The following is a 23978-nucleotide window of genomic DNA, read 5'->3' as shown; positions in this document are numbered from 1 at the left end:
GTGCGTCCCCTGTCCGGGCAGCGCCGTCGTGCCGTCCTCACGGCGCAGCCACAGGTGGCGCACAGCCGGGGAGGCCACGCTCGCTCCATGAGCGACGACGACCAGACCCAACCCGTACGCCCGCAGGCGCCGGACCCGACGCCCGACGCGGCCGTGCCGACAGGGCCGGTCGAGCGCCGTGGCTTCCGCGAGCGGCTGCGGTCCGTACGCCGCTCCGACGGCGACCGCGCCTACAGCCTCGGTGCCCTCGTCGCCTCCGCGTTGGCGGGCATCATCGTCGGCGGGATGGGCATGGCGACCCTCCACGCGGTCACCGACGACGGGCCGGGCGGCGGACCGGGGGACCGCGGCCGGTGGACGCAGCACCGCGAGGACCGCGGCGACGGCGACGGCCCCGGCCCCGGTCGCGACGGGATGCGCGGCGGCCAGCCCGGCCCGCCGGGCCAGACGCCCACCACCCCGCCCGAGGACGAGGGCTCCGCCTCCTGACGGCCCCTGGCTGGACGTCCACACGCACGGGTGGACGTCCATCGGGAGGGGGGCGCGGGGGCAAACGGGTTGCCGCGGTGGGCGAGAATGACGCCCGTTGTGAAGATCATCTATCCGGCCGAGCTCCCGGTCTCCGCCCGCCGCGACGACATCGCCGCGGCCATCCGCGACCACCAGGTCGTGATCGTCGCCGGCGAGACCGGCTCCGGGAAGACCACCCAGCTGCCGAAGATCTGCCTGGAGCTGGGCCGGGGGGCGGCCGACAGCGGCACGCTGATCGGCCACACCCAGCCCCGCCGGATCGCCGCCCGCTCGGTGGCCGAGCGGATCGCCGAGGAGCTCGGCACCGATCTCGGCGACGTCGTGGGCTACCAGGTCCGCTTCACCGACCGCACGAGCCGCGCCAGCCGGGTCAAGCTGATGACCGACGGCATCCTGCTCGCCGAGCTGCAGCGCGACCGCGACCTGAAGAAGTACGACACGATCATCATCGACGAGGCCCACGAGCGCAGCCTCAACATCGACTTCCTGCTCGGCTACCTCAAGCGGTTGCTCCCGCGCCGGCGCGACCTCAAGGTCATCATCACCAGCGCGACGATCGACGTCGACCGCTTCGCCGCCCACTTCGACGCCCCGGTCGTCGAGGTGTCCGGGCGTACCTACCCCGTGGAGATCCGCTACCGCCCGCTGCTCGAGCTGCCCGAGGACGACGAAGACGGCGAGCCGGTCCAGCGCGACCAGACGGAGGCCATCGTCGAGGCGGTCCGCGAGCTGTCGGGCGAGGGACCGGGCGACGTGCTGGTGTTCCTGCCGGGCGAGCGCGAGATCCGGGACACGGCCGACGCCTTCGCCGCGCTGGGCAGTGACCGCCTCGAGATCGTCCCGCTCTACTCCCGCCTGAGCGCGGCCGACCAGCACAAGGTGTTCTCCAGCCACTCCTCGCTCGTGCGCCGGGTCGTGCTCGCGACCAACGTGGCCGAGACGTCGCTCACGGTGCCGGGCATCCGCTACGTCGTCGACACCGGCGTGGCACGGATCAGCCGCTACTCCGTACGGACGAAGGTGCAGCGGCTGCCCATCGAGCCGATCAGCCAGGCCTCCGCCAACCAGCGCTCGGGTCGCTGCGGTCGTGTGTCCGAGGGCATCGCGATCCGGCTCTACTCCGAGGAGGACTTCGAGGCCCGCCCCGAGTTCACCGACCCCGAGATCCTGCGGACGAACCTCGCCAGCGTCATCCTGCAGATGGCCTCGCTCCGACTCGGCGACATCGCGCGCTTCCCGTTCGTCGAGCCGCCCGACCGCCGCAACGTCAAGGCCGGCACCGACCTGCTCGAGGAGCTCGGCGCCGTGTCGACGCAGCCCGACCAGCGACCCGGGCCGCGCCTGACCCAGGTCGGGCGCCGCCTGGCCCGCCTGCCGATCGACCCGCGCCTGGGCCGGATGATCCTCGAGGCCGAGCGCCTCGGCTGCCTGCGTGACGTCCTCGTCATCGCCGCCGCGCTGTCCATCCAGGACCCGCGCGAGCGGCCGGAGGAGCAGCGCGCCCAGGCCGACCAGCAGCACGCGCGCTTCACCCACGAGTCGAGCGACTTCCTCACCTGGCTCAACCTGTGGCGTCACGTCAAGCAGCAGCAGAAGGAGCTCTCGTCGAGCGCCTTCCGGCGCATGTGCAAGCGCGAGCACCTCAACTACATGAGGATCCGCGAGTGGCAGGACTACGAGTCCCAGCTGCGCACCGTGACCCGCGAGCTCAAGATGGACCTCGGCAAGGCGGGCGCGACCGAGGGCGGGGCGGCGTACGACGAGGACGGCATCCACCAGGCGCTGCTGTCCGGCCTGCTGAGCCACGTCGGCGCGCTCGAGGAGCGCGAGAAGACCTCGCCCGGGCAGGCCGGTGGCAAGCGGGAGCGCAGGCCGATGCGGGAGTACCTCGGCGCCCGCAACGCCCGCTTCGCGATCTTCCCCGGCAGCGTCCTCAAGGGGCGCAACCCCGGCTTCCTGATGAGTGCCGAGCTGGTCGAGACCTCGCGGCTGTGGGCCCGGCAGAACGCCGCGATCGACCCGGAGTGGGCCGAGCGCCTCGGCGCCCACCTGGTCAAGCGGACGTACTCCGAGCCGCACTGGTCGCGCAAGCGCGCCGCCGTCATGGCGCGCGAGCGGGTCACGCTCTACGGCGTCCCGCTGGTCGCCGACCGCCTCGTGCAGTACGGCCGCATCGACGCGCCGCTCGCCCGTGAGCTCTTCATCCGGCACGCACTCGTGCAGCGGGAGTGGGACTCCCGCCACAGGTTCCTCGCCGAGAACGCCCGACTGCTCGAGGAGGCCGAGGAGCTCGAGCACCGCGCCCGACGCCGCGACATCGTCGTCGACGAGGAGACGCTCTTCGACTTCTACGACACGCGGGTCGGCGAGGACGTCGTCAGCGGTCCGCACTTCGACCAGTGGTGGAAGCGGGCCCGCCAGAAGCGTCCCGACCTGCTCACCTTCGACCCCGCGATGCTGACGCACGACACGGCCGACGAGGTGCGGGCCAACGACTTCCCGACGCAGTGGCACGACAGCGACGAGGCGGGGCTGACCTTCCCGATCAGCTACCACTTCGAGCCCGGTGCGGTCGACGACGGCCTGACCATCGACGTCCCCGTCGCGACGCTCAACCGGATCGAGGCCGACGACTTCTCCTGGCTGGTGCCCGGCCTGCGCGAGGAGCTGGTGACCGAGCTGATCCGCTCGCTGCCCAAGAACCTCCGCGTCTCGATGGTGCCCGCGCCCAACACCGCGCGGGAGTTCCTCGCCGCGACGCCGCCCGGTGCCGAGCCGCTGCTCGACGCCCTCGAGCGGTTCGCCCGCAGCACCCGCAGCCTCGTCATCGACCGGGACGCGTGGGACTGGGCGAAGGTGCCGGCCCACCTCCGGCCGACCTACCGCGTGATGACCGAGGACGGCGCCGAGGCGGGTCGCGGCAAGGACCTCGACGCCCTCAAGGAGCCCCTGCGGCCCACCTTCGAGCAGGCGATGGCCGACGTCGCCGCGGACTCCGGCGTCACGGCCACCGGTCAGACGTCGTGGACCTTCGGCACGGTCGAGGAGTCGTTCGTCCAGCGCCGCGCCGGCCACGAGGTGCGGGGCTTCCCCGCGCTCGTCGACGAGGGCGCCTCCGTCGGGCTGCAGGTCCTCGCGACCGCCGAGGAGGCGGCTGCCCACCACCGTCTGGGCGTACGCCGGCTGGTGCTGCTCGCCCTCGGCCCCGCGCGGCCCGTGGACGACGTGCTGGCCGACGCGGGCCTCGACCAGCGGGCCAAGCTCGCCCTGGTCGGCTCGCCCTACCCGTCCGTCGCCGACCTGCTCGACGACGTCCGCGCCGGCATCGTCGGGGAGGTCGTCGACGCGCACCCGGCGGTGCGGGACGAGGCGTCGTACGCCCGGCTGGTCGACGCAGCGCGTGAGGCGGTGGCCGTCGGCACCAGCGCGGCCGTGCACGACGTGATGCGGGTCCTGGAGGCGTGGCGCACCACCGACAAGGCCATCTCCGGCCGGGCCGACCTGATGACCCTCCCCGCGCTCACCGACATGCGGGCCCAGGTGGGTCGCCTGATGACGGTCGGCTTCGTGGCCGAGGCCGGTCCCGCGCGGCTGCGGGACCTCAGCCGCTACCTCGCGGCCGTCACCCTCCGACGCGAGCGGCTCGACCAGCAGGTCGCGCGCGACCGCCAGCTGATGGACCAGCTCTCCGGCCTGCAGGAGGCGTGGCTGCACGCGGTCGCCGCGCTGCCCGACGGTCAGCCGGCGCCGCAGCACCTGCGGGAGGCCCGCTGGCTGCTGGAGGAGTACCGCGTGTCGCTGTTCGCCCAGCAGCTCGGCACGCGCGAGAAGGTCAGCGACCAGCGGATCCGCAAGGTCATGGCCCGCGGTTAGCGCGGGTCCCTAGGCTGGCTGCATGACCGGTCGCCCCCACCACCGCCCGATGACGCCCGGCGACGGCTTCTTCGCCGACATCGTGGGCGGTGCCGACCCGGCCAGGGTGCGGGAGGCCGGCGACCTCGCCGCCACCGTCCTCGTCCGGGGCGCCCGTGACTCCGACGACCCCGCCGTCGCCGAGCGGATCGTCCACCTCGCCGAGAACGAGGGCCTCGAGACGCTGGCCGAGGTGTGGTCCGGCGCCCCGGCGGACACGCTGGCCGGCAGCCTGTGGCGGCTCTTCCTCCTGCGCTCGTGGGTCCATGCCGACCCCGACCGCGTCGCGGCCGAGTACGACGCGGGCCAGCGTCGCGCCGACGTGGCCCGCGTGGTCGCGGGTGTCGCCGACCCGCCCGGCCCCGACGAGCTGCGCCGGATGGTCGACGACGTGCTGCGGGGCATCGCGCGCGGGGACTTCGCGGTCACGCTGTTCCGGGCTGCCGCCTTCGCGCGGATCGTCGCCGCCGGGCGCGCGACGCTGGGCGTCGCGTCCCACGAGGAGATCTCCCGCATGCTCGCCCTGTCGGAGCAGCTCGAGTCGGCCGGACATGGGGAAATCACCGACACGCTGGCCTGACCGACTAAAATGGTCCGTGAGTGCGTCGGGCTGTGGCAGCCCCGGGTCCCGAAATAAGCCGCTACGAGCGGCCACGCGCCGTGAGGCGCTCCCGGTCCGGCGCACTCGCTCATCCCGGCCTCGTTCCTCGGCCGCGGGGCCACTCGACCTCTTCCGCCACGGCGAGCTCCTCCGTCGCCCCGCTTTCCGGGTCTCGATACGGCCCGTCGCGGCCTCGTTCCTCGGCCGCGGGGCCACTCGACCTCTTCCGCCACGGCGAGCTCCTCCGTCGCTCGCCTAGGCTCCAGACGTGAGTGACGACGTCGCGCGCTACGCGCCGGAGATCGACGGCGAGCCCGACCCGGGCGAGGTCGTGTGGGCCTGGGTCCCCTACGAGGACGACCCCAGCCGGGGCAAGGACCGCCCCGTCCTCCTGCTCGGCACGTCCGGTGGGCACGGTGCCGAGGCCGACGGCTGGATCGGGCTGATGCTCAGCAGCCAGGACCACGACCGCGACGCCGAGGACGAGGCACGGCACGGCCGGTACTGGATGGACGTCGGCACCGGCGCCTGGGACGGCCAGGGCCGGCCGAGCGAGGTCCGGCTCGACCGCGTGCTCCACCTCCGGCGCGACGAGATCCGCCGCGAGGGGGCGGCCCTGGACGAGACCATCTTCACGTCCGTCGTCAGTGCCTGGCGTGGGCTGCACGGATAGGGTCACGCCGTGGTTCGTGCATCCTCACCCCGTCTCGCCCTGCGCCGCGGCGCGCTCGCCGGCTGCGCCCTCCTGCTGACGGCCGTGACCGCCGCGTGCACCGGTGACGCCGAGCCCGAGCCGCAGCCGACGAAGTCGTCCGGCCAGTCCGGCAAGCCGACCGCCAAGCCGCGGCAGCTCACCTTCGGCGCCTACGGCACCGACGAGGAGGTGGCCGCCTTCCAGAGCGTCGTCGACTCCTTCAACGCGAGCTCCACCACCCGTCAGGTCAGCCTGAAGTCGTGGCCGGACCACGAGTCGGCCCTCGAGGACGTCCTCGCCGGCAACGCCCCCGACGTCTTCCTCACCTCGCGCATCGACCTCGGCCAGCTCGTCGACGGCGAGGCGCTGCAGCCGGTCAGCCTGCTGCTCGACGAGCGCGGGGTCGACTTCGGTGACCGCTTCTCCCGTGACGCCGTCGACGCCTTCGCGATGGACGACGAGCTCCAGTGCATGGCCTACTCCGTCTCGCCGATGGTCATCTACTACAACACCCGGCTCGTCGACTTCGACAAGATGGAGCGCCGCGAGCTCGACGTGCCCTCGGCCGACGACGAGGGCGTACGCGACCGCTGGACGCTCGCCGAGTTCGGTGCCGCCGCCGAGTTCGCGTCGCGTCGCGGCGACAAGCGCGGCGTGTGGATCGACCCGACCCTCCAGGGCCTCGCCCCCTTCATCTACTCCGGCGACGGGCAGGTCTTCAACCACGACCGCGAGCCGACGTCGCTGGCGTTCTCCGACGACAGCACCCGCGAGGCGCTCGAGCAGACCCTGCAGGTCCTGCGGAACTCGACGCTGACGCCGACCAACGCCCAGCTCGCCCGGGCCACCCCGGTCCAGCTCTTCAAGCGCGGCGAGCTCGCGATGATCGCCGGCTTCCGCAACCTCGTGCCGCAGCTGCGCGACGCGGAGGACCTCGACTTCGACGTCCTCCCCATGCCGACGATCGACACCCGCGCGACGGTGGGCGACATCAGCGGCCTGTGCATCTCCGCCGACTCCGAGGTCACCGGCGACGCCGCCGACTTCATCGCCTACGCCGTCTCCGACGCCGCGATCTCGACGGTCGCCGCGACCGGCTACATCGTCCCGGCCAACACCCAGGTCGCCGCGTCGGACGAGTTCCTCGCCCCCGACCTCGAGCCCGCCAACTCCGAGGTCTTCAACGCGAGCATCCGCTACATGGTGGTGCCGCCGTTCATCGACCAGCGGCTCGAGCTGGTCGAGGCCGTCACGCCGCTGCTCGAGCGCCTGGTCACCGCGCCCGGCACCCTCGACCTGGATCTGACGACCGAGCAGATCGACGAGGCGTCGCAGACGGTCCTGTCCCCCGAGGAGGACGAGACCGACACCGAGTCGCCCGAGCCGAGCGAGTCGCCCAGCGAGTAGTCCGGCGAGCGGCTACTGCTCGGCCCCGAGGATCGCCCCGACCAGCGCCCCGGTGACCAGCCCGGCCTGCCACGGCCGCGCGCCGTACGCCGTCAGCTGGGTGCGTACGGCCTCGGCCAGCTCGGCGGGCTCGCGCGTGGACGGTGGCGCCCACATCAGGCGCCGGAGGTAGTCGGGGGTCAGCAGGTTCTCGACCGGCAGGTGGTGCACCTCGGCGAGGTTGAGCATCGCCTCGCGGGCGGCCTTGAAGCGACGGTCGGCGACCGGCTCGCGCTCGGCCCAGGTGCGGGGGTGCGGCGGACCGTCGCCCCGCGGCGCCCGGCTCGGCAGCTCCTCCTCGGACATGTCGCGCACCCGCTGCAGCGCGTCGACCCACGCCGAGGAGTAGCGGCTGGCGCCACGGCCGTGGAAGCCCTGCGTCGAGAGCAGCGCGCGACGGTCGGTCGGCATCGCGGTGGCGGCCGCGACGATCGCGGAGTCGGGGAGGATGCGGCCCGGGGTCACGTCTCGCTCGGCGGCGATGGCGTCGCGGGCCTCCCACAGGGCGCGCGCCGCACCGAGCGAGCGGCGCCCGCGCAGGCGGTGCACGCCGGAGGTCCGTCGCCAGGCGTCCACGCGGACGGCGGGCTGGAAGTCGAGGAGGTGCTCGAACTCCTGCCGCGCCCACTCCGCCTTGCCGGCGGCCTCGAGCTCGGTCGCCATGTGGTCGCGCAGCTCGACGAGAACCTCGACGTCGAGCGCGGCGTACTCGAGCCACGGCGTCGGCAGCGGTCGGGTCGACCAGTCGGCGGCCGAGTGCTCCTTGCGCATCCGCTGGCCCAGGATCGTCTCGACGAGCGTCGCCAGGCCCACGCGCGGGTAGCCGAGCAGGCGGCCGGCGAGCTCGGTGTCGAAGAGGCTGGTCGGGGTCAGCCCGACCTCGCGCAGGCACGGCAGGTCCTGCGTCGCCGCGTGGAGGATCCACTCGGTGCCCTCGAGCGCCTCCTGGAGCGGGGCGAGCGTGGTCAGCCCGATGGGGTCGACCAGCCACGTGCCGGCGCCCTCGCGGCGCAGCTGGATCAGGTAGGCACGGTTCGAGTAGCGGTAGCCCGACGCGCGCTCGGCGTCGATCGCCACCGGCCCGGTGGCGCCGGCGAGCGCGGCGCAGGCCTCGGCGAGGCCCTCGTCGGTCTCGACGACGCCGGGCAGGCCGTCGCGGAGCTCGAGCAGCGGGGCCGGGGGCGGGGCCTCGGTCGCGGTGTCCTCCGGCTGCTGCGCGTCCTCCGGCTGCCCGTCCTCCGGCCGGGTGTCCTGGGCGTCGGGCATCAGGTGCCGCGCTGCCCGCGTCGGCTCGGGATCGCGGTCACGCCCTCGGGCACCGGCGGCAGCCCCACGGCGGTGCACATGAGCTCGCCCCACGCCTCGACGTGCGGGGTCATGTCGAGGCCGCCGTCCTCGTCGACGGCCGGGGTCCACGACGCCCGGATCTCGACCTGGGCGGTGCCGTCCTCGTCGGCCATCCCGCCGAAGCTCTCGGTGCTCACGCACGTCACCGTGCCCGACGCCGCGTGGTAGCCGGCACCGTGGGCGTCCAGCGCCTCGGTCAGCCAGGACCAGCCGACCGCGGCGAGCATCGGGTCCGCGCCGAGCTCGGGGTCGATGTCGGCGCGGGCGTAGGCCACGCAGCGGAAGGTGCCGTCCCACGCGTCGTTGCCGGACGGGTCGTGCAGCAGGATCAGCCGTCCGGTGCCGAGGTCCTCGTCGTCGACGGTGACGTCCCCGCTGAGCGCGGACGACCAGGGCGCGATCCGCTGCGGAGCGGGCATCTCCTCGCAGAGGACCTCCGGGCGCAGCGAGGCTCGACGCATCGTCTCCACAGCCGCGCGGAACTCCGCGGGCCCAGCCGCGGCAGCGCTGCCCGGGTGGGTCTCGTGACGGGCCACCATGTGGTCAGAGTAGGCCAGCCCTCGCCCGTCCCGATGTGCCGCCACGCCGCCTGAGCTGCGAAGATTCAGGCGTGAGCACCCCGCACCCGGACCTGTCGGACAGTCCCTTCCTCCGCGCCGCCCGCGGCGAGGTGCCGTCCCACACCCCGGTCTGGTTCATGCGGCAGGCGGGCCGCTCGCTCCCGGAGTACCTCAGGGTCCGCGAGGGCATCGGCATGCTCGAGTCCTGCATGGACGCCGACCTCGTCACCGAGATCACCCTCCAGCCGGTCCGCCGCTACGGCGTCGACGCGGCGATCTTCTTCTCCGACATCGTGCTGCCGCTCAAGGCCGTCGGCGTCGACCTCGACATCAAGCCCGGGGTGGGCCCGGTCGTCGCCTCGCCCGTGCGCACGCTCGCCGACGTCGCGGCGATCCCCGACCTGACGCCCGAGCACGTGCCCTTCATCTCCCAGGCCGTCCGCCAGCTCGTCGCCGAGCTCGGCGCGACGCCGCTGATCGGCTTCGCCGGCGCGCCGTTCACGGTCGCGTCCTACCTCGTCGAGGGCGGGCCGTCCAAGGAGCACGCCCGGACCAAGGCGATGATGTTCGGGGCGCCCGACGTGTGGGAGGCGCTGATGGCGAAGATCGCCGGCATCGCCGCGACCTACCTCCGGATCCAGGTGGAGGCCGGCGCCTCGGCGGTGCAGCTCTTCGACTCGTGGGCCGGCGCGCTGACCCCGGCCGACTACCGCGCCTCGGTGATGCCGCACTCCCAGCGGGTGCTGGCCTCGGCGGGCGAGCTCGGCGTGCCGCGGATCCACTTCGGTGTCGGCACCACCAACCTCCTCGGGCTGATGGGGGAGGCCGGGGCGGACGTCGTCGGCGTCGACTGGCGCACGCCGCTCGACCGGGCGATCCCGCTCGTCGGCGACCGCGCGGTGCAGGGCAACCTCGACCCGACCCTCGTCTTCGCGCCCACCGACGTCATGACGCAGCGTGCCGCCGAGGTGATCGAGGCGGGCCGCGCGGCCAGGGGTCACATCTTCAACCTCGGCCACGGCGTCATCCCGTCGACCGACCCGGGTCAGCTGAAGGCGCTGACGGAGTTCGTCCAGGCGTACTGACGGCCGGCGGACCGCTGTCGGGCTACTGCGCCGAGCGGGCGCGGGCGCTGCTGATCGGCGTCACCGTCGACGCGAGCGCCAGGTCCGGCGTCGCGGTCTCCGGCTCGGCGGCGGCGACGTACGCCCGCGCCTGGCGTACGAGTGCCGTCTGCAGGTCGCGCACCGGCTCGGGCACGCGGTCGGCCCGGCGGCGCAGCATCAGCAGCGTCACCGTGGTCTGGTCCGTCGCGATGGGTCGCGTCGTGAGGACGCCGGCCCGCACCAGCGGGTCCGCGGCGATCGAGAAGTCCGGCAGGATCGAGATCCCGAGCCCGGCCGCCACCATCGCCTTGCCCATCTCGGCGCCGTCGTTGGCGTAGGTCGTCCCCGGCATCGTGCCGCCGAACAGCTTGTGGGCATAGCGGTGCATCACGTAGCCCGGCCGCATGAGCACGTGCGGCTCGGAGCGCAGGTCGTCGACGCTGAGCCGCTCCTGGGCCGCGAGCGGGTGATCGGCCCGCAGGCACGCGACGGGGGTGCCCTCGATGAGCCTGTCGGCGACCAGGCTCGGTGACACCTCGTCGCCGGGCAGGACGTTGACCAGGCCGAGGTCCAGCGAGCCCTCCACGAGGCCCTGCTGGATGTCGGCCTGCCGGGCGTTGACGACCTCGACCCCGCCCGACCCGTGCCGGGCGTGGAGGTCGCGCAGCGCGGGAGCGAGGAGGCTCGTCGACGCGGTGTTGACCGTGCCGATGCGCAGGTCGCGCCGGCGCGCGGACTGCTGACCGGCGGCCTGGCGCAACCGGTCCACGGCCTCGAGCACCTCGGTCATGCTCTGCAGGAGGTCCAGGCCCTGACGGCTGATCCGCGAGCCGGTCCGGCGGCGGTCCAGGAGGGTCGTGCCGAGCTCCTTCTCGAGCTTGGTCACGGCCTCGCTCAGCGCGGGCTGGGAGATGTGCATGGCCTCGCTCGCCCGGCGCAGCGACCCGTGCTCGGTCACCGCCGCGAGGTACTCCAGTTGTTCGATCCGCACCTGTGGCTCCTGCTCTCTGTGGTGTGCCGGCGGCTCCGGCCGGCGACGTGGTCGGGAAAACCTGCCGCCGGGTTGTCGTGGTTCGTGGCCCCGGTTCCCTAAAGTCTACTAAGTAACTATACAAAACGGGAGGAACCCACCCATGACCACCCTGCGTGTCCGGCCCACCCGCAGCCGGAACGACTCCGCGACCGACCACCCCCGCACCGACTGGGCGGACGTGCTCGCGTCCATCGCCGAGGGCGCCCTCCAGCGAGAGGTCGACGGCGAGCTGCCCGTCGAGGCCGTCCGCCTGCTGAAGTCCGAGGGGTTCGGCGCGCTGCGCGTCCCCCGGGCGTACGGCGGCGCCGGGGTCGGGCTCGCCGACCTCGCGCGGCTCTGGATCGACCTGGCCGCCGTAGACGCCAACCTGCCGCAGGCCTTCCGCGGCCACTTCGCCCTCGTCGAGGACCGCCTGTGGCACCACGCGCGGGGGAGCGAGCAGCGCGTGTGGTTCGACCGGTTCGTCGCCGGGGAGATCGCGGGCAACGCCTGGTCGGAGGTGGGCTCGGACATCGACCTGCCGCGCACGGTGCTGCGCCCGCGCGCCGACGGGTCCTACCGCCTCGACGGCACGAAGTACTACACGACCGGCACGATCTTCGCCGAGTGGACCGACGTCCACGCCCGCCTCGCGCTGCCCGGCCACCCCGACGAGGTGGAGGACCCCACCGCGATCGCCCTCGTCGACACCCGCGACGCGGGTGTCGTGACGACCGACGACTGGAACGGCTTCGGCCAGAAGGGCACCGGCAGCGGCACGACGACCTTCGACAACGTGTCGGTCCCGGCCGAGCACGTCCTGCCCTTCGAGGAGCGCTTCCCCTACCAGACGGCGTTCTACCAGCTGAACCTGCTCGCGACGCTCACCGGCATCGCGAAGGCGGCGCTCACCGACGTCGTCGAGGCCGTGCAGAAGCGCACGCGCAACTTCTCCCACGCCAACGCGCCCCGCGTCCGCGACGACGCCCAGGTCCTCGCGCGCGTCGGCGAGGTCGCCGCCGCGGTGTACGCCGCCGAGGCCGCCACGCTGCGGGTGGCCGAGTCGGTCCAGGCCGTGGCCGACGCCGTGCTCGCGGGGCCCGAGGAGGTCGCCGCCCTCGTGGAGTCCAGCGAGATCGAGTCGTCCACCGCCCAGGTGGTCGTCTCCGAGCTCGTGCTGCGCGCGACCTCGGACATCTTCGACGTGCTCGGCGCGTCCGCCACCGCGCGGCCGCAGGCCCTCGACCGCCACTGGCGCAACGCGCGCACAGTGGCCTCGCACAACCCGCGGATCCTCAAGGCCCGCGTCGTCGGCGCGCACGCCGTCAACGGCACGCCCCCGCCGTACGCCTGGTCCATCGGCGGGACGCGCCGGCGCCAGGACTGGGTCGGGTCGCGGCCCGCCCCCACCAGCTGACCGGTCACGCACCGGCTCCGCGAGGGGGTGGGAGGGGGCACCTGCAAGGCACCGCCTCCCACCCCCTCGACATCTCGAGCCGCGTCGTCGGCCCGGACCGCCGGCCTGGACTGCTACTTTTGTCTACAAGATCAATACAGATTGACATGAAAGCCCGAGGACCCCGATGACGACGCAGAGCCCCGCCACGCAGCCCCTCCAGTTCGCCTACTGGGTGCCCAACGTCTCGGGCGGCCTGGTGATCTCCGACATCGAGCAGCGCACCAGCTGGGACTACGACTACAACAAGCGACTGGCGCAGACGGCTGAGCAGAACGGGTTCGACTACGCCCTCACCCAGGTGCGCTACACCGCGTCCTACGGCGCGGCGTACCAGCACGAGGCCACGTCGCTCAGCCTCGCCCTGCTGCTCGCCACCGAACGGCTCACGGTGATGTCGGCCGTGCACCCCTACATGTGGCACCCGGGCGTGCTCGCCAAGTTCATCGCCACCGCCGACCACCTCAGCAACGGTCGCGCCGCGATCAACGTGGTGTCCGGCTGGTTCAAGGACGAGGCGACCAGCATGGGCGTGCGCTGGCTCGAGCACGGCGAGCGCTACCGGATGGCCGAGGAGTTCATCGCCTACCTGCGCGCGATGTGGACCGACGACCACGCCACCCTCCGCGGCGACTTCTTCCAGCTCACCGACTTCGACCTCAAGCCCAAGCCGCTCGACCTCCCGGGCCGTCCCACGCCGGAGATCTTCATGGGCGGCAACTCCACCGCGGCGCAGGGGGTCGCGGGACGCCAGGCCGACTGGTACTTCGCCAACGGCAACACCCCCGACGGCATCAGCGAGCAGATCGAGGGCGTGGCCGCCTCCGCCGCCGCGGCCGGTCGCACGGTCAAGGTGGGGGTCAACGGCTTCATGGTCGCCCGCGACACCGAGGCCGAGGCGCACGACACCCTCGAGGAGATCATCGCGAAGGCGAACCCCGAGGCGGTCAAGGGCTTCGGCGACGCGGTCAAGCAGGCCGGCCAGTCCACCGGTGACCGCAAGGGGATGTGGCAGGACTCCGATTTCCGCGACCTCGTGCAGTACAACGACGGCTTCCGCACCGGCCTGGTCGGCACCCCCGAGCAGGTCGCGCAGCGGATGATCGAGTTCAAGCGTCGCGGCGTCGACCTGTTCCTTCTCGGCTTCCTGCACTTCCAGGAGGAGGTCGAGCACTTCGGTCGCGAGGTGCTGCCGATCGTGCGCGAGCTCGAGGCCGCCGAGCAGGAGCGCGTCGCATGACGCTCGCCCCCGCCCGTACGACCACCGTCCCGATCCTCTCCGCCGACGACGCGCTCGAGGTCGCGACGCGGATCGCCACCGACCTCGCCGCCACGTCGGCCGAGCGCGACCGCGACCGCGTCCTGCCGGCCCGCGAGGTCGAGGGGCTCTCGGCCTCCGGCCTGCTCGCTGTCACCGTGCCTGCCGAGCACGGCGGGGCGGACCTTCCCGTCGAGACCCTCGTCGAGATCTTCCGCATCCTCGCCACCGGCGACCCCAGCGTCGCGCAGGTGCCGCACAGCCACTTCGTCTACGTCAACGCGATGCGCCACCAGGGCACGCCGGAGCAGCAGGCGTTCTTCTTCGGCGAGGTGCTGGCCGGCAAGCGGTTCGGCAACGCCCAGTCGGAGACCGGCACGCGGCACGTCCGCGACATCCGGACCACCCTCACGCCGGTCGGGCAGGGCCGCTGGGCCCTGACCGGCACCAAGGGCTACAGCACCGGTGCCCTCTTCGCCGACTGGATCCCGGTCCTCGCGCACAAGGACACCCTCGCCGCACCGGGCGCCGGCCCCCTCCACGTCGCGTGGGTGGAGCGCCACGCACCCGGCGTGACGGTGACCGACGACTGGAACGGGATGGGCCAGCGCACCACGGCCAGCGGCACCGTCCACCTCGTCGACGTCGACGTCCGCGAGGACCGCATCACGCCCTACCACCTCACCTTCGAGGGGCCACAGACCTACGGCGCGTTCGCGCAGGTCCTGCACGCCGGGCTCGACGTCGGCATCGCCCGCGCCGCCTTGCTCGAGGCGGCCGACTTCGTGCGTACGACGTCGCGGCCCTACCCGGACGCCGCCGTCGAGCGCGCGGCCGACGACCCCCTCGTCGTGCAGGCCCTCGGCCAGATGGAGGTGGACGTACGCGCCGCGGAGGCCCTTTTGCGCGAGGCCGGGCGGGCCGTGGACGGGGCGAACGCCCGCCTCACCGCCGAGTCCGCGGCCGAGGCCAGCCTCGCAGTCGCCGCGATCCGCGCCCTCTCGGCGCGCGTCGCGGTCGAGGTGTCGAGCCGTCTCTTCGAGGTCGCCGGGACGCGCTCGGCGCTCGACTCGCTCAACCTGCACCGCCACTGGCGCAATGCGCGCACCCACACCCTGCACGACCCCGCCGCGTGGAAGGTCCAGCACCTCGGTCGCCACGTCGTCGACGGCACCCCGCCCCCCAACCACGGTCAGCTCTGACACCCGAGAAAGGTCCGACCTTGAAGTTCCACTGGTTCCTGCCCACCAACGGCGGCGACGGCCGCCACGTCGTCAGCGGCGGCCACGGCGTCGAGCACGGCGCGGCCGGGCGCCCGGCGAGCGTGCCCTACCTCGGCCAGATCGCCCGCAGCGCCGAGCAGCTCGGCTTCGAGGCCGCGCTCACCCCCACCGGCGCCTGGTGCGAGGACGCGTGGCTGACCACCGCCATGCTGGCCCCGCTCTCGGAGCGGCTGAAGTTCCTCGTCGCGTTCCGTCCGGGCCTCACCTCGCCCACCCTCGCAGCCCAGATGGCTGCGACCTTCCAGAACCTCTCCGGCGGCCGCCTCCTGCTCAACGTCGTCACCGGCGGCGAGTCCCACGAGCAGCGTGCCTACGGCGACTTCCTCGACAAGGACGCCCGCTACGAGCGCTGCGGCGAGTTCCTCGCGATCGTCCGCCGGCTGTGGGCGGGGGAGGAGGTCACGTACGCCGGCCGTCACCTCCGCGTCGACCAGGCCAGGCTGCAGCACCTGCCCGACCCCGTCCCGGAGATCTACTTCGGCGGCTCGTCGCCGGCGGCCGGCCAGGTCGCGGCCGAGCACGCCGACGTCTACCTGACGTGGGGCGAGCCGCCGGCCGCGGTCGCCAAGAAGGTGCAGTGGATCCGCGAGCTCGCCGAGCAGCAGGGCCGCGAGCTGTCCTACGGGCTCCGCGTCCACACCATCTCCCGCGACACCTCGGAGGAGGCGTGGGCCGAGGCCGACCGCCTGCTCGAGGGCATCTCCGACGAGGACATCCGCCGGGTGCAGGAGGGTCTCAAGCGCTCGGAGTCGGTCGGCCAGAAGAACATGCTCGCGCTCAACAACGGCAGCCGCGACGGCCTCGAGATCCACCCCCACCTCTGGGCGGGCGTCGGCCTGGTCCGCGGCGGCGCCGGCACCGCGCTGGTCGGCAGCCACGAGGAGGTCGCGGACCTCATCGAGGAGTACCGCTCGGTCGGCATCTCCGAGCTCGTGCTCTCGGCCTACCCGCACCTCGAGGGCGCCTACCAGTTCGGCGAGGGCGTCCTGCCGATCCTGGAGAAGCGCGGCCTCTGGACCCACCCGGCGCCCGTCGCCGCGCAGGCGTCCGTCCCCTTCGGCGGGCAGCGGGCCGCGTCGTGAGCACCCACGCGGGCGCCACGGTCGCCGTCGTGGTCGGCAACCCCAAGCCGCGCTCGCGCACGTACGACTCCGCCCTCACCCTCGCCGACCGGCTGGGCGGCGCGGACCTCGTCGTCGACCTCGCCGACCAGGCCTCCGAGCTGTTCGACTGGAGCTCGCAGGCCGTCGGCGACCTCGTCGAGCACGTCGCCGGCAGCCTCGTCGTCATCGTCGCGAGCCCGACCTACAAGGCGACCTACACGGGCCTGCTCAAGGCGTTCCTCGACCGCTTCCCCCACCAGGGCCTCGGCGGCGTCACCGCGATCCCGCTGATGCTCGGCGGCTCGCCGGCCCACTCCCTCGCCACCGAGCACGGCCTGCGACCGCTGCTCGTCGAGCTCGGCGCGACCGTCCCGACCCGGGGGCTCTACGTCCTCGACTCCCAGCACGACCAGCCCGAGCCGTACGACGCCTGGTTCGCCACGGCCGAGCAGCTCCTCCCGACCCTGTCCGCCCCCGTCCGCGAGGTGACGTCCGCATGAGCCACACCCACGCCCAGCCCGTCCAGACGATCGACCAGCGCACGCTCCGCGACGCCTTCGGCGCCTTCCCGTCCGGCGTCGTCGCGGTCGCCGCGTCCGTCAAGGGCCAGCTGACCGGCATCGCCGCGTCGTCGTTCACCTCGGTGAGCATCGAGCCGGCGCTCGTGTCGTTCTCGATCTCCACGACCAGCTCGACCTGGCCGCTGCTGCGCGAGGCCGACCGCCTCGGCATCAGCGTGCTCGCCGACCACCACGACGCGGTGTGCCGCCAGCTCGCCGGACCGCGTGAGGAGCGCTTCGGCGGCCTGCCGTTCCGGGTCACCGAGAACGGTGCGGTCCTGCTCGACGAGGCGGTCGCGACCTACGACTGCTCGATCCACGACGAGGTCGTCGCCGGCGACCACGTCATCGTGCTGCTCGAGGTGCACGGGGTCGGCGCGGGCGGCGGCGAGCACCCGCTCGTCTTCCACCGCTCGGCGTTCGCCAAGCTGCACCGCGACGACCTCGACCCCTCCCGCCTCGACGGCCGGATCAACGGCGCCGAGGTGGACCGCGGCGACGACGCCACCGCCGACGCCCGCCCTGACGCCGAGGACGCCGCATGAGCACCGTGCAGGCCGCGCCCTCCCCGCAGCGGGTCGCCCTCGCCTCGGCGGTCGGCGCGACGATCGAGTGGTACGACTTCTTCCTCTACGGCACCGCCGCCGCCGTTGTCTTCGACAAGCTCTACTTCAACGGCCTCGACGGCCCCGCTGCCCAGTTCGCGGCCTTCGCGACCTTCGCCGTCGGCTTCTTCGCCCGCCCGATCGGCGGCCTGGTCTTCGGCCACTTCGGCGACCGGATCGGCCGCAAGCAGATGCTGCTGCTGACGCTCGTCATCATGGGCGTCGGCACCGCCCTCATCGGCCTGCTGCCGACCTACGACCAGATCGGCGTCTGGGCGCCCATCGCCCTCGTCGTGCTCCGGGTGCTCCAGGGCATCGGTGTCGGCGGCGAGTACGGCGGCGCCGTGCTGCTCGCGGTCGAGTACGCCCCCGCCGGGCGTCGCGGCTTCTTCGGCAGCTTCGCGCACATCGGCGTACCCGGCGGCCTCGTGCTCGCGGCGGGGGCGTTCTCCGTCGCCGGCATGCTGCCCGAGGACGCGTTCCTGGCGTGGGGCTGGCGTGCGTGCTTCCTCGTCAGCATCGTGCTCCTCGGCATCGGCGCCTACATCCGGCTCTCCGTCATGGAGACCCCGGAGTTCGCCAAGGTGCAGCAGCGCAAGGAGATCTCGCGGATCCCGCTCAAGGACCTGCTCGTCGAGCAGCCGCGGCCGCTGCTGCTGGGCATGGGCACGCGGTTCATCGAGGGGTTCACGTTCAACCTGTTCTCGGTCTACCTGCTGGCCTACGTCGCGACGAACCTCGAGCTGCCCCGCGCGTGGGCCCTCGACGCGATCCTGGTCGGGGCGGCGCTGGGCGTCGTGCTCGTGCCGGTCGCCGGAGCCCTGTCGGACCGGGTCGGTCGCAAGCCGGTCTACCGGGTCGGCGCCTGGATCGGCCTGCTGTTCGCCTTCCCCGCGGCCTACCTCGTCCAGACCGAGAACCGCTGGGCGATCTCGCTCGTCTTCGTCGTCGGCCTCGGCGTCGTCTACGGCACGGTCTACGGCCCGCTGGCCGCCTTCTGGTCCGAGCTGTTCGACACCCGCTACCGCTACACGGCGCTCAGCACGCTCTACCAGGTCTCCGGGATCCTCGCCTCCGGCCTCACCCCGCTGATCGCGGCCTGGCTGGTCACCCGCGGCGACGGCACGCTCTGGTGGGTCGCCGGCTACAACGTGGCGGTGGCCGCGATCTCGCTGTTCTGCGCCCGCTTCCTGCCCGAGACCCGGGGCACCGACCTCGACCGTGTCGACGAGACCCTCGAGCCGCCCCTCGAGCCGGCACGGGCCGGCGCGGCCTCGTAGGCGCGCGGACGCGACGCCCGTGCGTCGGCCCGGCTCCCGCGGGGTGAGCCGGGCCCACGTCGGTCCTGCCCGCGCGTCTACGCAGCGGGCGCTGCGGACCGCCGGCGGCGGCGGACCACGAGCCACACCGGCAGCCCGACCAGGAGGCCGACCACCGCGAACGGCAGCAGCGCCCCGACGATCGTGGTGACGGCGGCCAGGACGGACATCAGGGCGTCGGTGCCGCCCCGCAGGCCGGTGAGGAAGCCGGCCGGCTCGTCCTGGTCCTCGGGCTCGTCCTCGACGACCTGCTCCTGCGCGATGTCGACGGTGATCGTCGAGAGGGAGGTCTGGTCCTGCAGCCACGAGCTCTGCGACTTCAGGGAGTCGAGCTCGGCCTGCCGGTCGGTGAGCTGAGACTCGATCCAGATGATGTCCTTGAGGTCCTCCGCGTCCGCCAGCAGCAGCTCGACGCGCTTGAGGCTGGCCTCCTGGGCGCGGACGCGGACGCCGGTGTCGATCACCTCGGTCGTCACGTCGTCGGAGCCGCGGTTCGACGAGCGCAGCGTGCCGGCGTCCTCCAGGGCCGTCATCGCAGCGCCGAACTTCGCGCTCGGCACCCGCACGACCAGCCGGCTGTACGACGCGTCGCCGTCCGCGTCGGTGTCGGTGGTCTCCTCGGTGATCTCGCCGCCCTGCGCGTCGACCACCCGCTGCACCTCCTGGCGCGTGGAGGCGACGTCCGCGCTGACCAGCGAGACGGTGCCGCTGGAGATGACCGAGCGCTCCATCTCCGGCGTCGCCGGACCGTCGGACCCCGTGCCGCCGTCGTCGGACGCGGATCCGCCGGCGTCCCCCTGGCGGCGCGAGGGTGAGGGGGTGGCCGCGCTGGCGCCGGCGTCCGACACCTCGGAGGTGGCGTCACTGCCCCCGCCGCTGTCGTCGGACGTGGAGGAGCAGGCGGCCAGCACGGCCGTCATGGTGATCGCGGTGAGGAGCCCAGCGGCACGGGTGCGAGTGGTCATGGCCGTCCGACGCCGGCCGCCGCGACGTCGGTTCCCGCCCCGACGGGGTCGTGACCGACCCGTGACGCAACCGTGACCGTCAGTCCCGCCGGGTCTGCCGCACGACCGGCTTCTCGGCCGGCTTCTCCGCCGGCTTCTTCGCAGCGGCTGCCTTCTTGGCCGGCGTCGACCTCCTCCTCGGAGCCTGCGTCTCGGCGGCCGGCTCCGCGGTCGATGCCTCGACCTTCCGCACCGGGTTCCTGGTGCGCGACTTCACCGGCGCCTTCTGCGGCGTCTTGTCCGGCGCCTTGTCCGGCGCCTTGTCCGGCGCCTTGTCGGACTTCTTGTCGGGAATCTTGTCCGCCGTCTTGTCCGCCGCCCTCGCCTTCTCCCGCGCCGGCGCGACCCCCTTGCGTCGTACGCGCATCGCGTTGCCCGAGCCCGTCGTCTCCAGGTAGGGCTGGTCCGCCACCAAGGTGCTCAGCCGCGTGCCGCTGTTGCCGAACGCGCGCGCGTCGAACGACGGGTAGGTCCGGGTCAGCTGGTTGCCGAGCGCGCCGAGGCTGGCCCAGCCCTCGTCGTCGGAGACGGCATTGAGGGCGCGCGTCAGCGCGCTCTGCAGGTTGATCGACGACTCGCCGGTCGGCTCCGCCTCCTCGTCCTCGTCGCGCGCCTCGGCCACGACGGTCAGGTCGATGAACTGGTCGCAGGCGTTGCGCAACGACTCCGGCGCCTTGCCCTCGCCCAGCACGTAGACCTTCTTGCCCGACTCGCGGAGCCGGTGGGCGAGGCTGGTGAAGTCGCTGTCGCTGGTGACCAGGGCGAACGCCTCCACGTTGCCGTCGTAGAGCAGGTCCATCGCGTCGATGACGAGCGCGAGGTCGGTCGAGTTCTTGCCGGTGGTCCAGGCGTTCTGGTGCATCGCGCGCAACCCGAGGCGGTTGAGCTTGCGCGCCCACTGGTTGAGGTGCGAATTGGTGAAGTCGCCGTAGACGCGCCTGATCGTCGGGTTGCCGTGCTTGGCCACCTCGCTCAGCACCTCGTCGGCGTACGACGGCCGGGTGTTGTCGGCGTCGATCATCACCGCGATGCGGTCGGCGCCCCCGTTGGTCTCCCCGTTGGTCTGCATGTGCCGCAGCCTAGGCTGGGGGCGTGGGTCGGGACAGGCGCGACGCGGTGGTCGTCGGTGGCGGGATCGCCGGGCTGGTCGCGGCCCGCGGCCTCGCGGACGCCGGCCGCGACGTGCTGCTCCTCGAGGGCTCCCCGCAGGTCGGCGGCAAGCTCCGCAGTGCCGAGGTCGCCGGCCTGACCGTCGACGTCGGCGCCGAGGCGATGCTGGCCCGCCGCCCCGAGGGCGTCGCCCTCGCCGAGCAGCTCGGCGCCGAGGTCGTGCACCCGACCGCCGCGGCGTCGGCCATCTGGTCCCGGGGCGCGCTGCGGGCCATGCCCCGCTCGCTGATGGGCGTCCCGTTCGACCTCGACCAGCTCGCGGCCAGTGGCGTGCTCAGCGCCGAGGGGGTGGCCCGGGCCAGCGTCGAGACCGTGTCGGACGTCGACGACGACGTGTCCGTGGGCGACCTCGTGGCCGCGCGCCTCGGCGACGAGATCGTCGACCGGCTCGTCGAGCCGCTCCTCGGCGGCGTGTACGCCGGCCACGCCCGTACCCTCTCGGCCGCAGCCGCGGTGCCCCAGCTGCTCGCGATGGCGCGCCGCGGCGGCCTCCTCGAGCAGGCGGCCGCCGTGCCGCTCTCGACAGGCCCGGTCTTCGCGTCCCTGCCCGGGGGCATGGGACGCCTGCCCATCCTCGTCGCCGACGGCGGGGGGTTCGAGGCGCGGACGTCGGCCACGGTGCGCGCGCTGCGGCGTACCGCCTCGGGGTGGTCGCTCACGGTCGGGCCGACGACGCACGCGGAGACGATCGAGGCCGACGCGGTCGTGCTCGCGACCCCGGCGTCGGCCGCTGCCCGGCTGCTCGCCGACGAGATGCCCGACGCAGCGGCCGAGCTGGGCGGCATCGAGGCGGCGAGCGTCGCCGTCGTGACGCTGGCCTTCCGGGCCGCCGACGTCCCGGACGCGAGCTTCGAGCGCTCGGGCTTCCTGGTGCCTCCGGTCGAGCAGCGCACCATCAAGGCGTCGACCTTCTCCTTCGCGAAGTGGGGCTGGGTCCGTGACCTCGATCCCGACGTGGTCGTGCTCCGCACCTCCCTCGGCCGCCACGGCGAGGAGACGACCCTGCAGGCGTCCGACGACGGGCTGGTCCGGGTGTCCCTCGCGGACCTCGCCGCGATGGCCGGGATCACCGCGGCGCCGCTCGACACCCACGTCCAGCGATGGGGCGGCGCACTGCCGCAGTACGCCGTCGGGCACGTCGACCGCGTCGCCCGGATCCGCTCCGCCGTCGCCGGCGTGCCGGGGCTCGCGGTGTGCGGCGCCGCGTACGACGGGGTCGGCATCCCGGCCGTCATCGGCTCGGCCCGCCGCGCTGTGGCCTCGCTCACGCAGGCAGAATGAGACCATGACCGACAAGGCCGCCGAGCAGACCAACGCCGCCCGCACCCGCGAGCTCAACGACACCATCCGCTACACGATGTGGTCGGTCTTCCGGCTCCGCGACGTCCTCGGCGACGCCGACCGTGCGGCCGAGGCGGCCGAGGTCGAGGAGCTCCTCGCCTCCCTGGCCGCCGACGACGTGAAGGTCCGAGGCCTCTACGACGTCAGCGGCCTGCGCGCCGACGCCGACCTCATGGTCTGGTGGCACGCGGCCGACTCCCAGCAGCTGCAGGCTGCCTACAACGCGCTGCGCCGGACCGCCTTCGGTGCCCGGCTCGAGCCCGTGTGGTCGCAGATGGCCCTGCACCGCCCGGCGGAGTTCAACAAGTCGCACATCCCGGCCTTCCTCGCCGACGAGGAGCCGCGGGCGCACGTGTGCGTCTACCCGTTCGTCCGCTCCTACGAGTGGTACCTCCTCGACGACGGCGAGCGGCGCCGGATGCTCGCCCAGCACGGCCAGCAGGCGCGGGGGTACGCCGACGTGCGCGCCAACACGGTCGCGTCCTTCGCCCTGGGCGACTACGAGTGGATGCTCGCCTTCGAGGCCGACGACCTGCACCGCATCGTCGACCTGATGCGCGACCTGCGCGCCTCCGACGCCCGCCGCCACGTGCGCGAGGAGGTGCCGTTCTACACCGGCGCCCGCGTCACGCCCGCGGACCTCCTCGCCCGCCTGCCCTGACCCGGGCCGTCCGACACGTCGGTGGACGTGTCGGACATCCGTCTCGTCGCAATGTAGAGTAAGTTACTTAACATTGTTACCCAGGAGGACCACATGACCACCACCTTCCCCGCCCCGCACACGCCGGCCGACCGCGCCGGGGGTCGTCGGCAGACCGCACGCGCCGCCCTCGCGCAGTACCTCCGCGACCACGACCCGCTCGCGTCCGCCGACCTCGACGTCCCGGAGCGCACCTGGTCGCGGGTCGGCACCGGCGCCGGCGCCGACATATGGCTGATCACCTGGCCGGCCGGATCGAGCACGGGCTGGCACGACCACGGCTCGGCGAGCGGCGCCTTCACGGTCCTGACCGGGTCGCTCACCGAGTACGTCTGGACCGGCGTCGCCCGGGCGAGCACGCTCGCGGAGCGGTCGGTCCGCGAGTTCGACGGCAGCCACATCCACGACGTGGTCAACCACGGCACGGCGACCGCGGTCTCGCTCCACGCGTACGCCCCCACGCTCGCCGCGATGACCCGCTACGAGCTCGTCCGCGGCCGGCTCCAGGTCACGAGCGTCGAGCAGCGGGACGTGGCGTGGTGAGCGGCGCGACGGTCGTGCGGCACGACGGCATCGACGCCATGCTCGCCGACGCCCGCTCCCGGCTCGAGCGCGTCGACGTCGACGCCGCCTACCGCGAGGCGCTCGACGGTGCGCTGCTCGTCGACATCCGTCCGGCGGCCCAGCGCGCCGCCGAGGGTGAGGTGCACCCGGCCGTCGGCGTGCTCGTCATCGAGCGCAACGTGCTCGAGTGGCGCCTCGACCCGCGCTCGGACGCCCGGCTGCCGCAGGCGGCGCAGGACGCCCGCATCCTCGTGCTGTGCCAGGAGGGCTACACCTCCACCCTCGCCGCCGACTCGTTGCGCAGCCTGGGCCTCGACGCGACCGACGTGGTCGGCGGGTTCGCGGCCTGGCGCCACGCGCGGCTGCCCGTGGCGTGCCGCGCGGCGGGCTGAGTGAGGGAACGCCT

Annotated in this window: 22 protein-coding genes; 17 read left to right on the top strand and 5 right to left on the bottom strand. The window is 73.3% G+C overall.

All coding sequences use genetic code 11. The annotated features are described in order from the left end of the window. Positions 1 to 87: 87 nt before the first annotated feature. From F4692_RS03465 to F4692_RS03445, 5 genes are all read left to right on the top strand, one after another. Positions 88 to 489, top strand: coding sequence for a hypothetical protein (locus F4692_RS03465; protein WP_179618217.1), 402 nt, complete (start codon positions 88 to 90; stop codon positions 487 to 489). A gap of 87 nt (positions 490 to 576) precedes the next feature. After that, on the top strand, positions 577 to 4404 hold the full coding sequence (gene hrpA / locus F4692_RS03460) for an ATP-dependent RNA helicase HrpA (RefSeq protein WP_179618216.1): 3828 nt from the start codon (positions 577 to 579) through the stop codon (positions 4402 to 4404). Positions 4405 to 4426: 22 nt separating this feature from the next. Then, positions 4427 to 5023, top strand: a complete 597-nt coding sequence (locus F4692_RS03455; protein ID WP_257029473.1) for a hypothetical protein — start codon at positions 4427 to 4429, stop codon at positions 5021 to 5023. Between the two features lie 289 nt (positions 5024 to 5312). Continuing rightward, positions 5313 to 5717, top strand: coding sequence for a type II toxin-antitoxin system PemK/MazF family toxin (locus F4692_RS03450; RefSeq protein WP_179618215.1), 405 nt, complete (start codon positions 5313 to 5315; stop codon positions 5715 to 5717). A gap of 9 nt (positions 5718 to 5726) precedes the next feature. Next, the gene (locus tag F4692_RS03445) at positions 5727 to 7145 is read left to right on the top strand and encodes an extracellular solute-binding protein (RefSeq protein WP_179618214.1); all 1419 of its coding nucleotides are present in this window, start codon (positions 5727 to 5729) and stop codon (positions 7143 to 7145) included. A gap of 12 nt (positions 7146 to 7157) precedes the next feature. Here the strand turns inward: F4692_RS03445 and F4692_RS03440 are convergent, their stop codons facing one another. Together F4692_RS03440 and F4692_RS03435 are read right to left on the bottom strand one after the other, a co-directional pair. Further along, entirely contained in the window at positions 7158 to 8450 is a 1293-nt protein-coding gene (locus F4692_RS03440) for an HRDC domain-containing protein (RefSeq protein WP_179618213.1), read from the bottom strand. After that, positions 8450 to 9070: a DUF3000 domain-containing protein gene (locus F4692_RS03435; protein ID WP_179618212.1), complete on the bottom strand. Its 621-nt coding sequence runs from the start codon at positions 9068 to 9070 to the stop codon at positions 8450 to 8452. The genes F4692_RS03440 and F4692_RS03435 overlap by 1 nt, the downstream gene beginning before the upstream one ends. Before the next feature lie 71 nt (positions 9071 to 9141). Between F4692_RS03435 and hemE the strand changes: the two genes are divergently transcribed. Further along, positions 9142 to 10176: a uroporphyrinogen decarboxylase gene (gene hemE, locus F4692_RS03430; RefSeq protein ID WP_308645142.1), complete on the top strand. Its 1035-nt coding sequence runs from the start codon at positions 9142 to 9144 to the stop codon at positions 10174 to 10176. 22 nt (positions 10177 to 10198) lie between these two features. Here the strand turns inward: hemE and F4692_RS03425 are convergent, their stop codons facing one another. Next, a complete protein-coding gene (locus F4692_RS03425; protein ID WP_179618211.1) occupies positions 10199 to 11188 on the bottom strand; it encodes a LysR family transcriptional regulator in 990 nt (329 codons plus the stop codon). 142 nt (positions 11189 to 11330) lie between these two features. Here F4692_RS03425 and F4692_RS03420 point away from each other — a divergent pair, with 142 nt between their 5' ends. The 7 genes from F4692_RS03420 to F4692_RS03390 all read left to right on the top strand — a co-directional run bounded on the left by F4692_RS03420 (position 11331) and on the right by F4692_RS03390 (position 18754). Next, the gene (locus F4692_RS03420; protein ID WP_179618210.1) at positions 11331 to 12626 is read left to right on the top strand and encodes an acyl-CoA dehydrogenase family protein; all 1296 of its coding nucleotides are present in this window, start codon (positions 11331 to 11333) and stop codon (positions 12624 to 12626) included. 166 nt (positions 12627 to 12792) lie between these two features. Further along, positions 12793 to 13905, top strand: a complete 1113-nt coding sequence (gene sfnG, locus F4692_RS03415; RefSeq protein ID WP_179618209.1) for a dimethylsulfone monooxygenase SfnG — start codon at positions 12793 to 12795, stop codon at positions 13903 to 13905. Then, entirely contained in the window at positions 13902 to 15125 is a 1224-nt protein-coding gene (locus F4692_RS03410) for an SfnB family sulfur acquisition oxidoreductase (protein WP_179618208.1), read from the top strand. Before sfnG ends, F4692_RS03410 begins: the two co-directional genes overlap by 4 nt. A 20-nt stretch (positions 15126 to 15145) precedes the next feature. Beyond that, on the top strand, positions 15146 to 16288 hold the full coding sequence (locus F4692_RS03405) for an LLM class flavin-dependent oxidoreductase (protein ID WP_179618207.1): 1143 nt from the start codon (positions 15146 to 15148) through the stop codon (positions 16286 to 16288). Next, a complete protein-coding gene (locus F4692_RS03400; RefSeq protein WP_179618206.1) occupies positions 16285 to 16809 on the top strand; it encodes an NADPH-dependent FMN reductase in 525 nt (174 codons plus the stop codon). The genes F4692_RS03405 and F4692_RS03400 overlap by 4 nt, the downstream gene beginning before the upstream one ends. Then, positions 16806 to 17414, top strand: a complete 609-nt coding sequence (locus F4692_RS03395; protein ID WP_179618205.1) for a flavin reductase family protein — start codon at positions 16806 to 16808, stop codon at positions 17412 to 17414. Before F4692_RS03400 ends, F4692_RS03395 begins: the two co-directional genes overlap by 4 nt. Beyond that, a complete protein-coding gene (locus F4692_RS03390) occupies positions 17411 to 18754 on the top strand; it encodes an MFS transporter (protein ID WP_179618204.1) in 1344 nt (447 codons plus the stop codon). The genes F4692_RS03395 and F4692_RS03390 overlap by 4 nt, the downstream gene beginning before the upstream one ends. 77 nt (positions 18755 to 18831) lie before the next feature. Here the strand turns inward: F4692_RS03390 and F4692_RS03385 are convergent, their stop codons facing one another. Then, positions 18832 to 19758 (bottom strand): DUF4349 domain-containing protein, encoded by a 927-nt coding sequence (locus F4692_RS03385; RefSeq protein WP_179618203.1) that lies wholly within the window; start codon positions 19756 to 19758, stop codon positions 18832 to 18834. Positions 19759 to 19837: 79 nt separating this feature from the next. Continuing rightward, the gene (locus tag F4692_RS03380; RefSeq protein WP_218858138.1) at positions 19838 to 20866 is read right to left on the bottom strand and encodes an NYN domain-containing protein; all 1029 of its coding nucleotides are present in this window, start codon (positions 20864 to 20866) and stop codon (positions 19838 to 19840) included. 23 nt (positions 20867 to 20889) lie between these two features. Between F4692_RS03380 and hemG the strand changes: the two genes are divergently transcribed. From hemG to F4692_RS03360, 4 genes are all read left to right on the top strand, one after another. Next, positions 20890 to 22248 (top strand): protoporphyrinogen oxidase, encoded by a 1359-nt coding sequence (hemG, locus tag F4692_RS03375; protein WP_179618202.1) that lies wholly within the window; start codon positions 20890 to 20892, stop codon positions 22246 to 22248. Positions 22249 to 22252: 4 nt separating this feature from the next. Then, positions 22253 to 22969: a hydrogen peroxide-dependent heme synthase gene (gene hemQ, locus F4692_RS03370; protein ID WP_179618201.1), complete on the top strand. Its 717-nt coding sequence runs from the start codon at positions 22253 to 22255 to the stop codon at positions 22967 to 22969. A 93-nt stretch (positions 22970 to 23062) separates the two neighbouring features. Continuing rightward, entirely contained in the window at positions 23063 to 23551 is a 489-nt protein-coding gene (locus tag F4692_RS03365) for a cysteine dioxygenase (RefSeq protein ID WP_179618200.1), read from the top strand. Beyond that, complete coding sequence (locus F4692_RS03360) at positions 23548 to 23964, top strand: rhodanese-like domain-containing protein (RefSeq protein ID WP_308645141.1); 417 nt, start codon at positions 23548 to 23550, stop codon at positions 23962 to 23964. The genes F4692_RS03365 and F4692_RS03360 overlap by 4 nt, the downstream gene beginning before the upstream one ends. Positions 23965 to 23978: the final 14 nt, after the last annotated feature.

Origin of the sequence: Nocardioides cavernae (genome assembly GCF_013410035.1) — a bacterium.
GTDB lineage: Bacteria > Actinomycetota > Actinomycetes > Propionibacteriales > Nocardioidaceae > Nocardioides > Nocardioides cavernae_A.
This window is presented reverse-complemented; position numbering and strand designations above follow the sequence as displayed.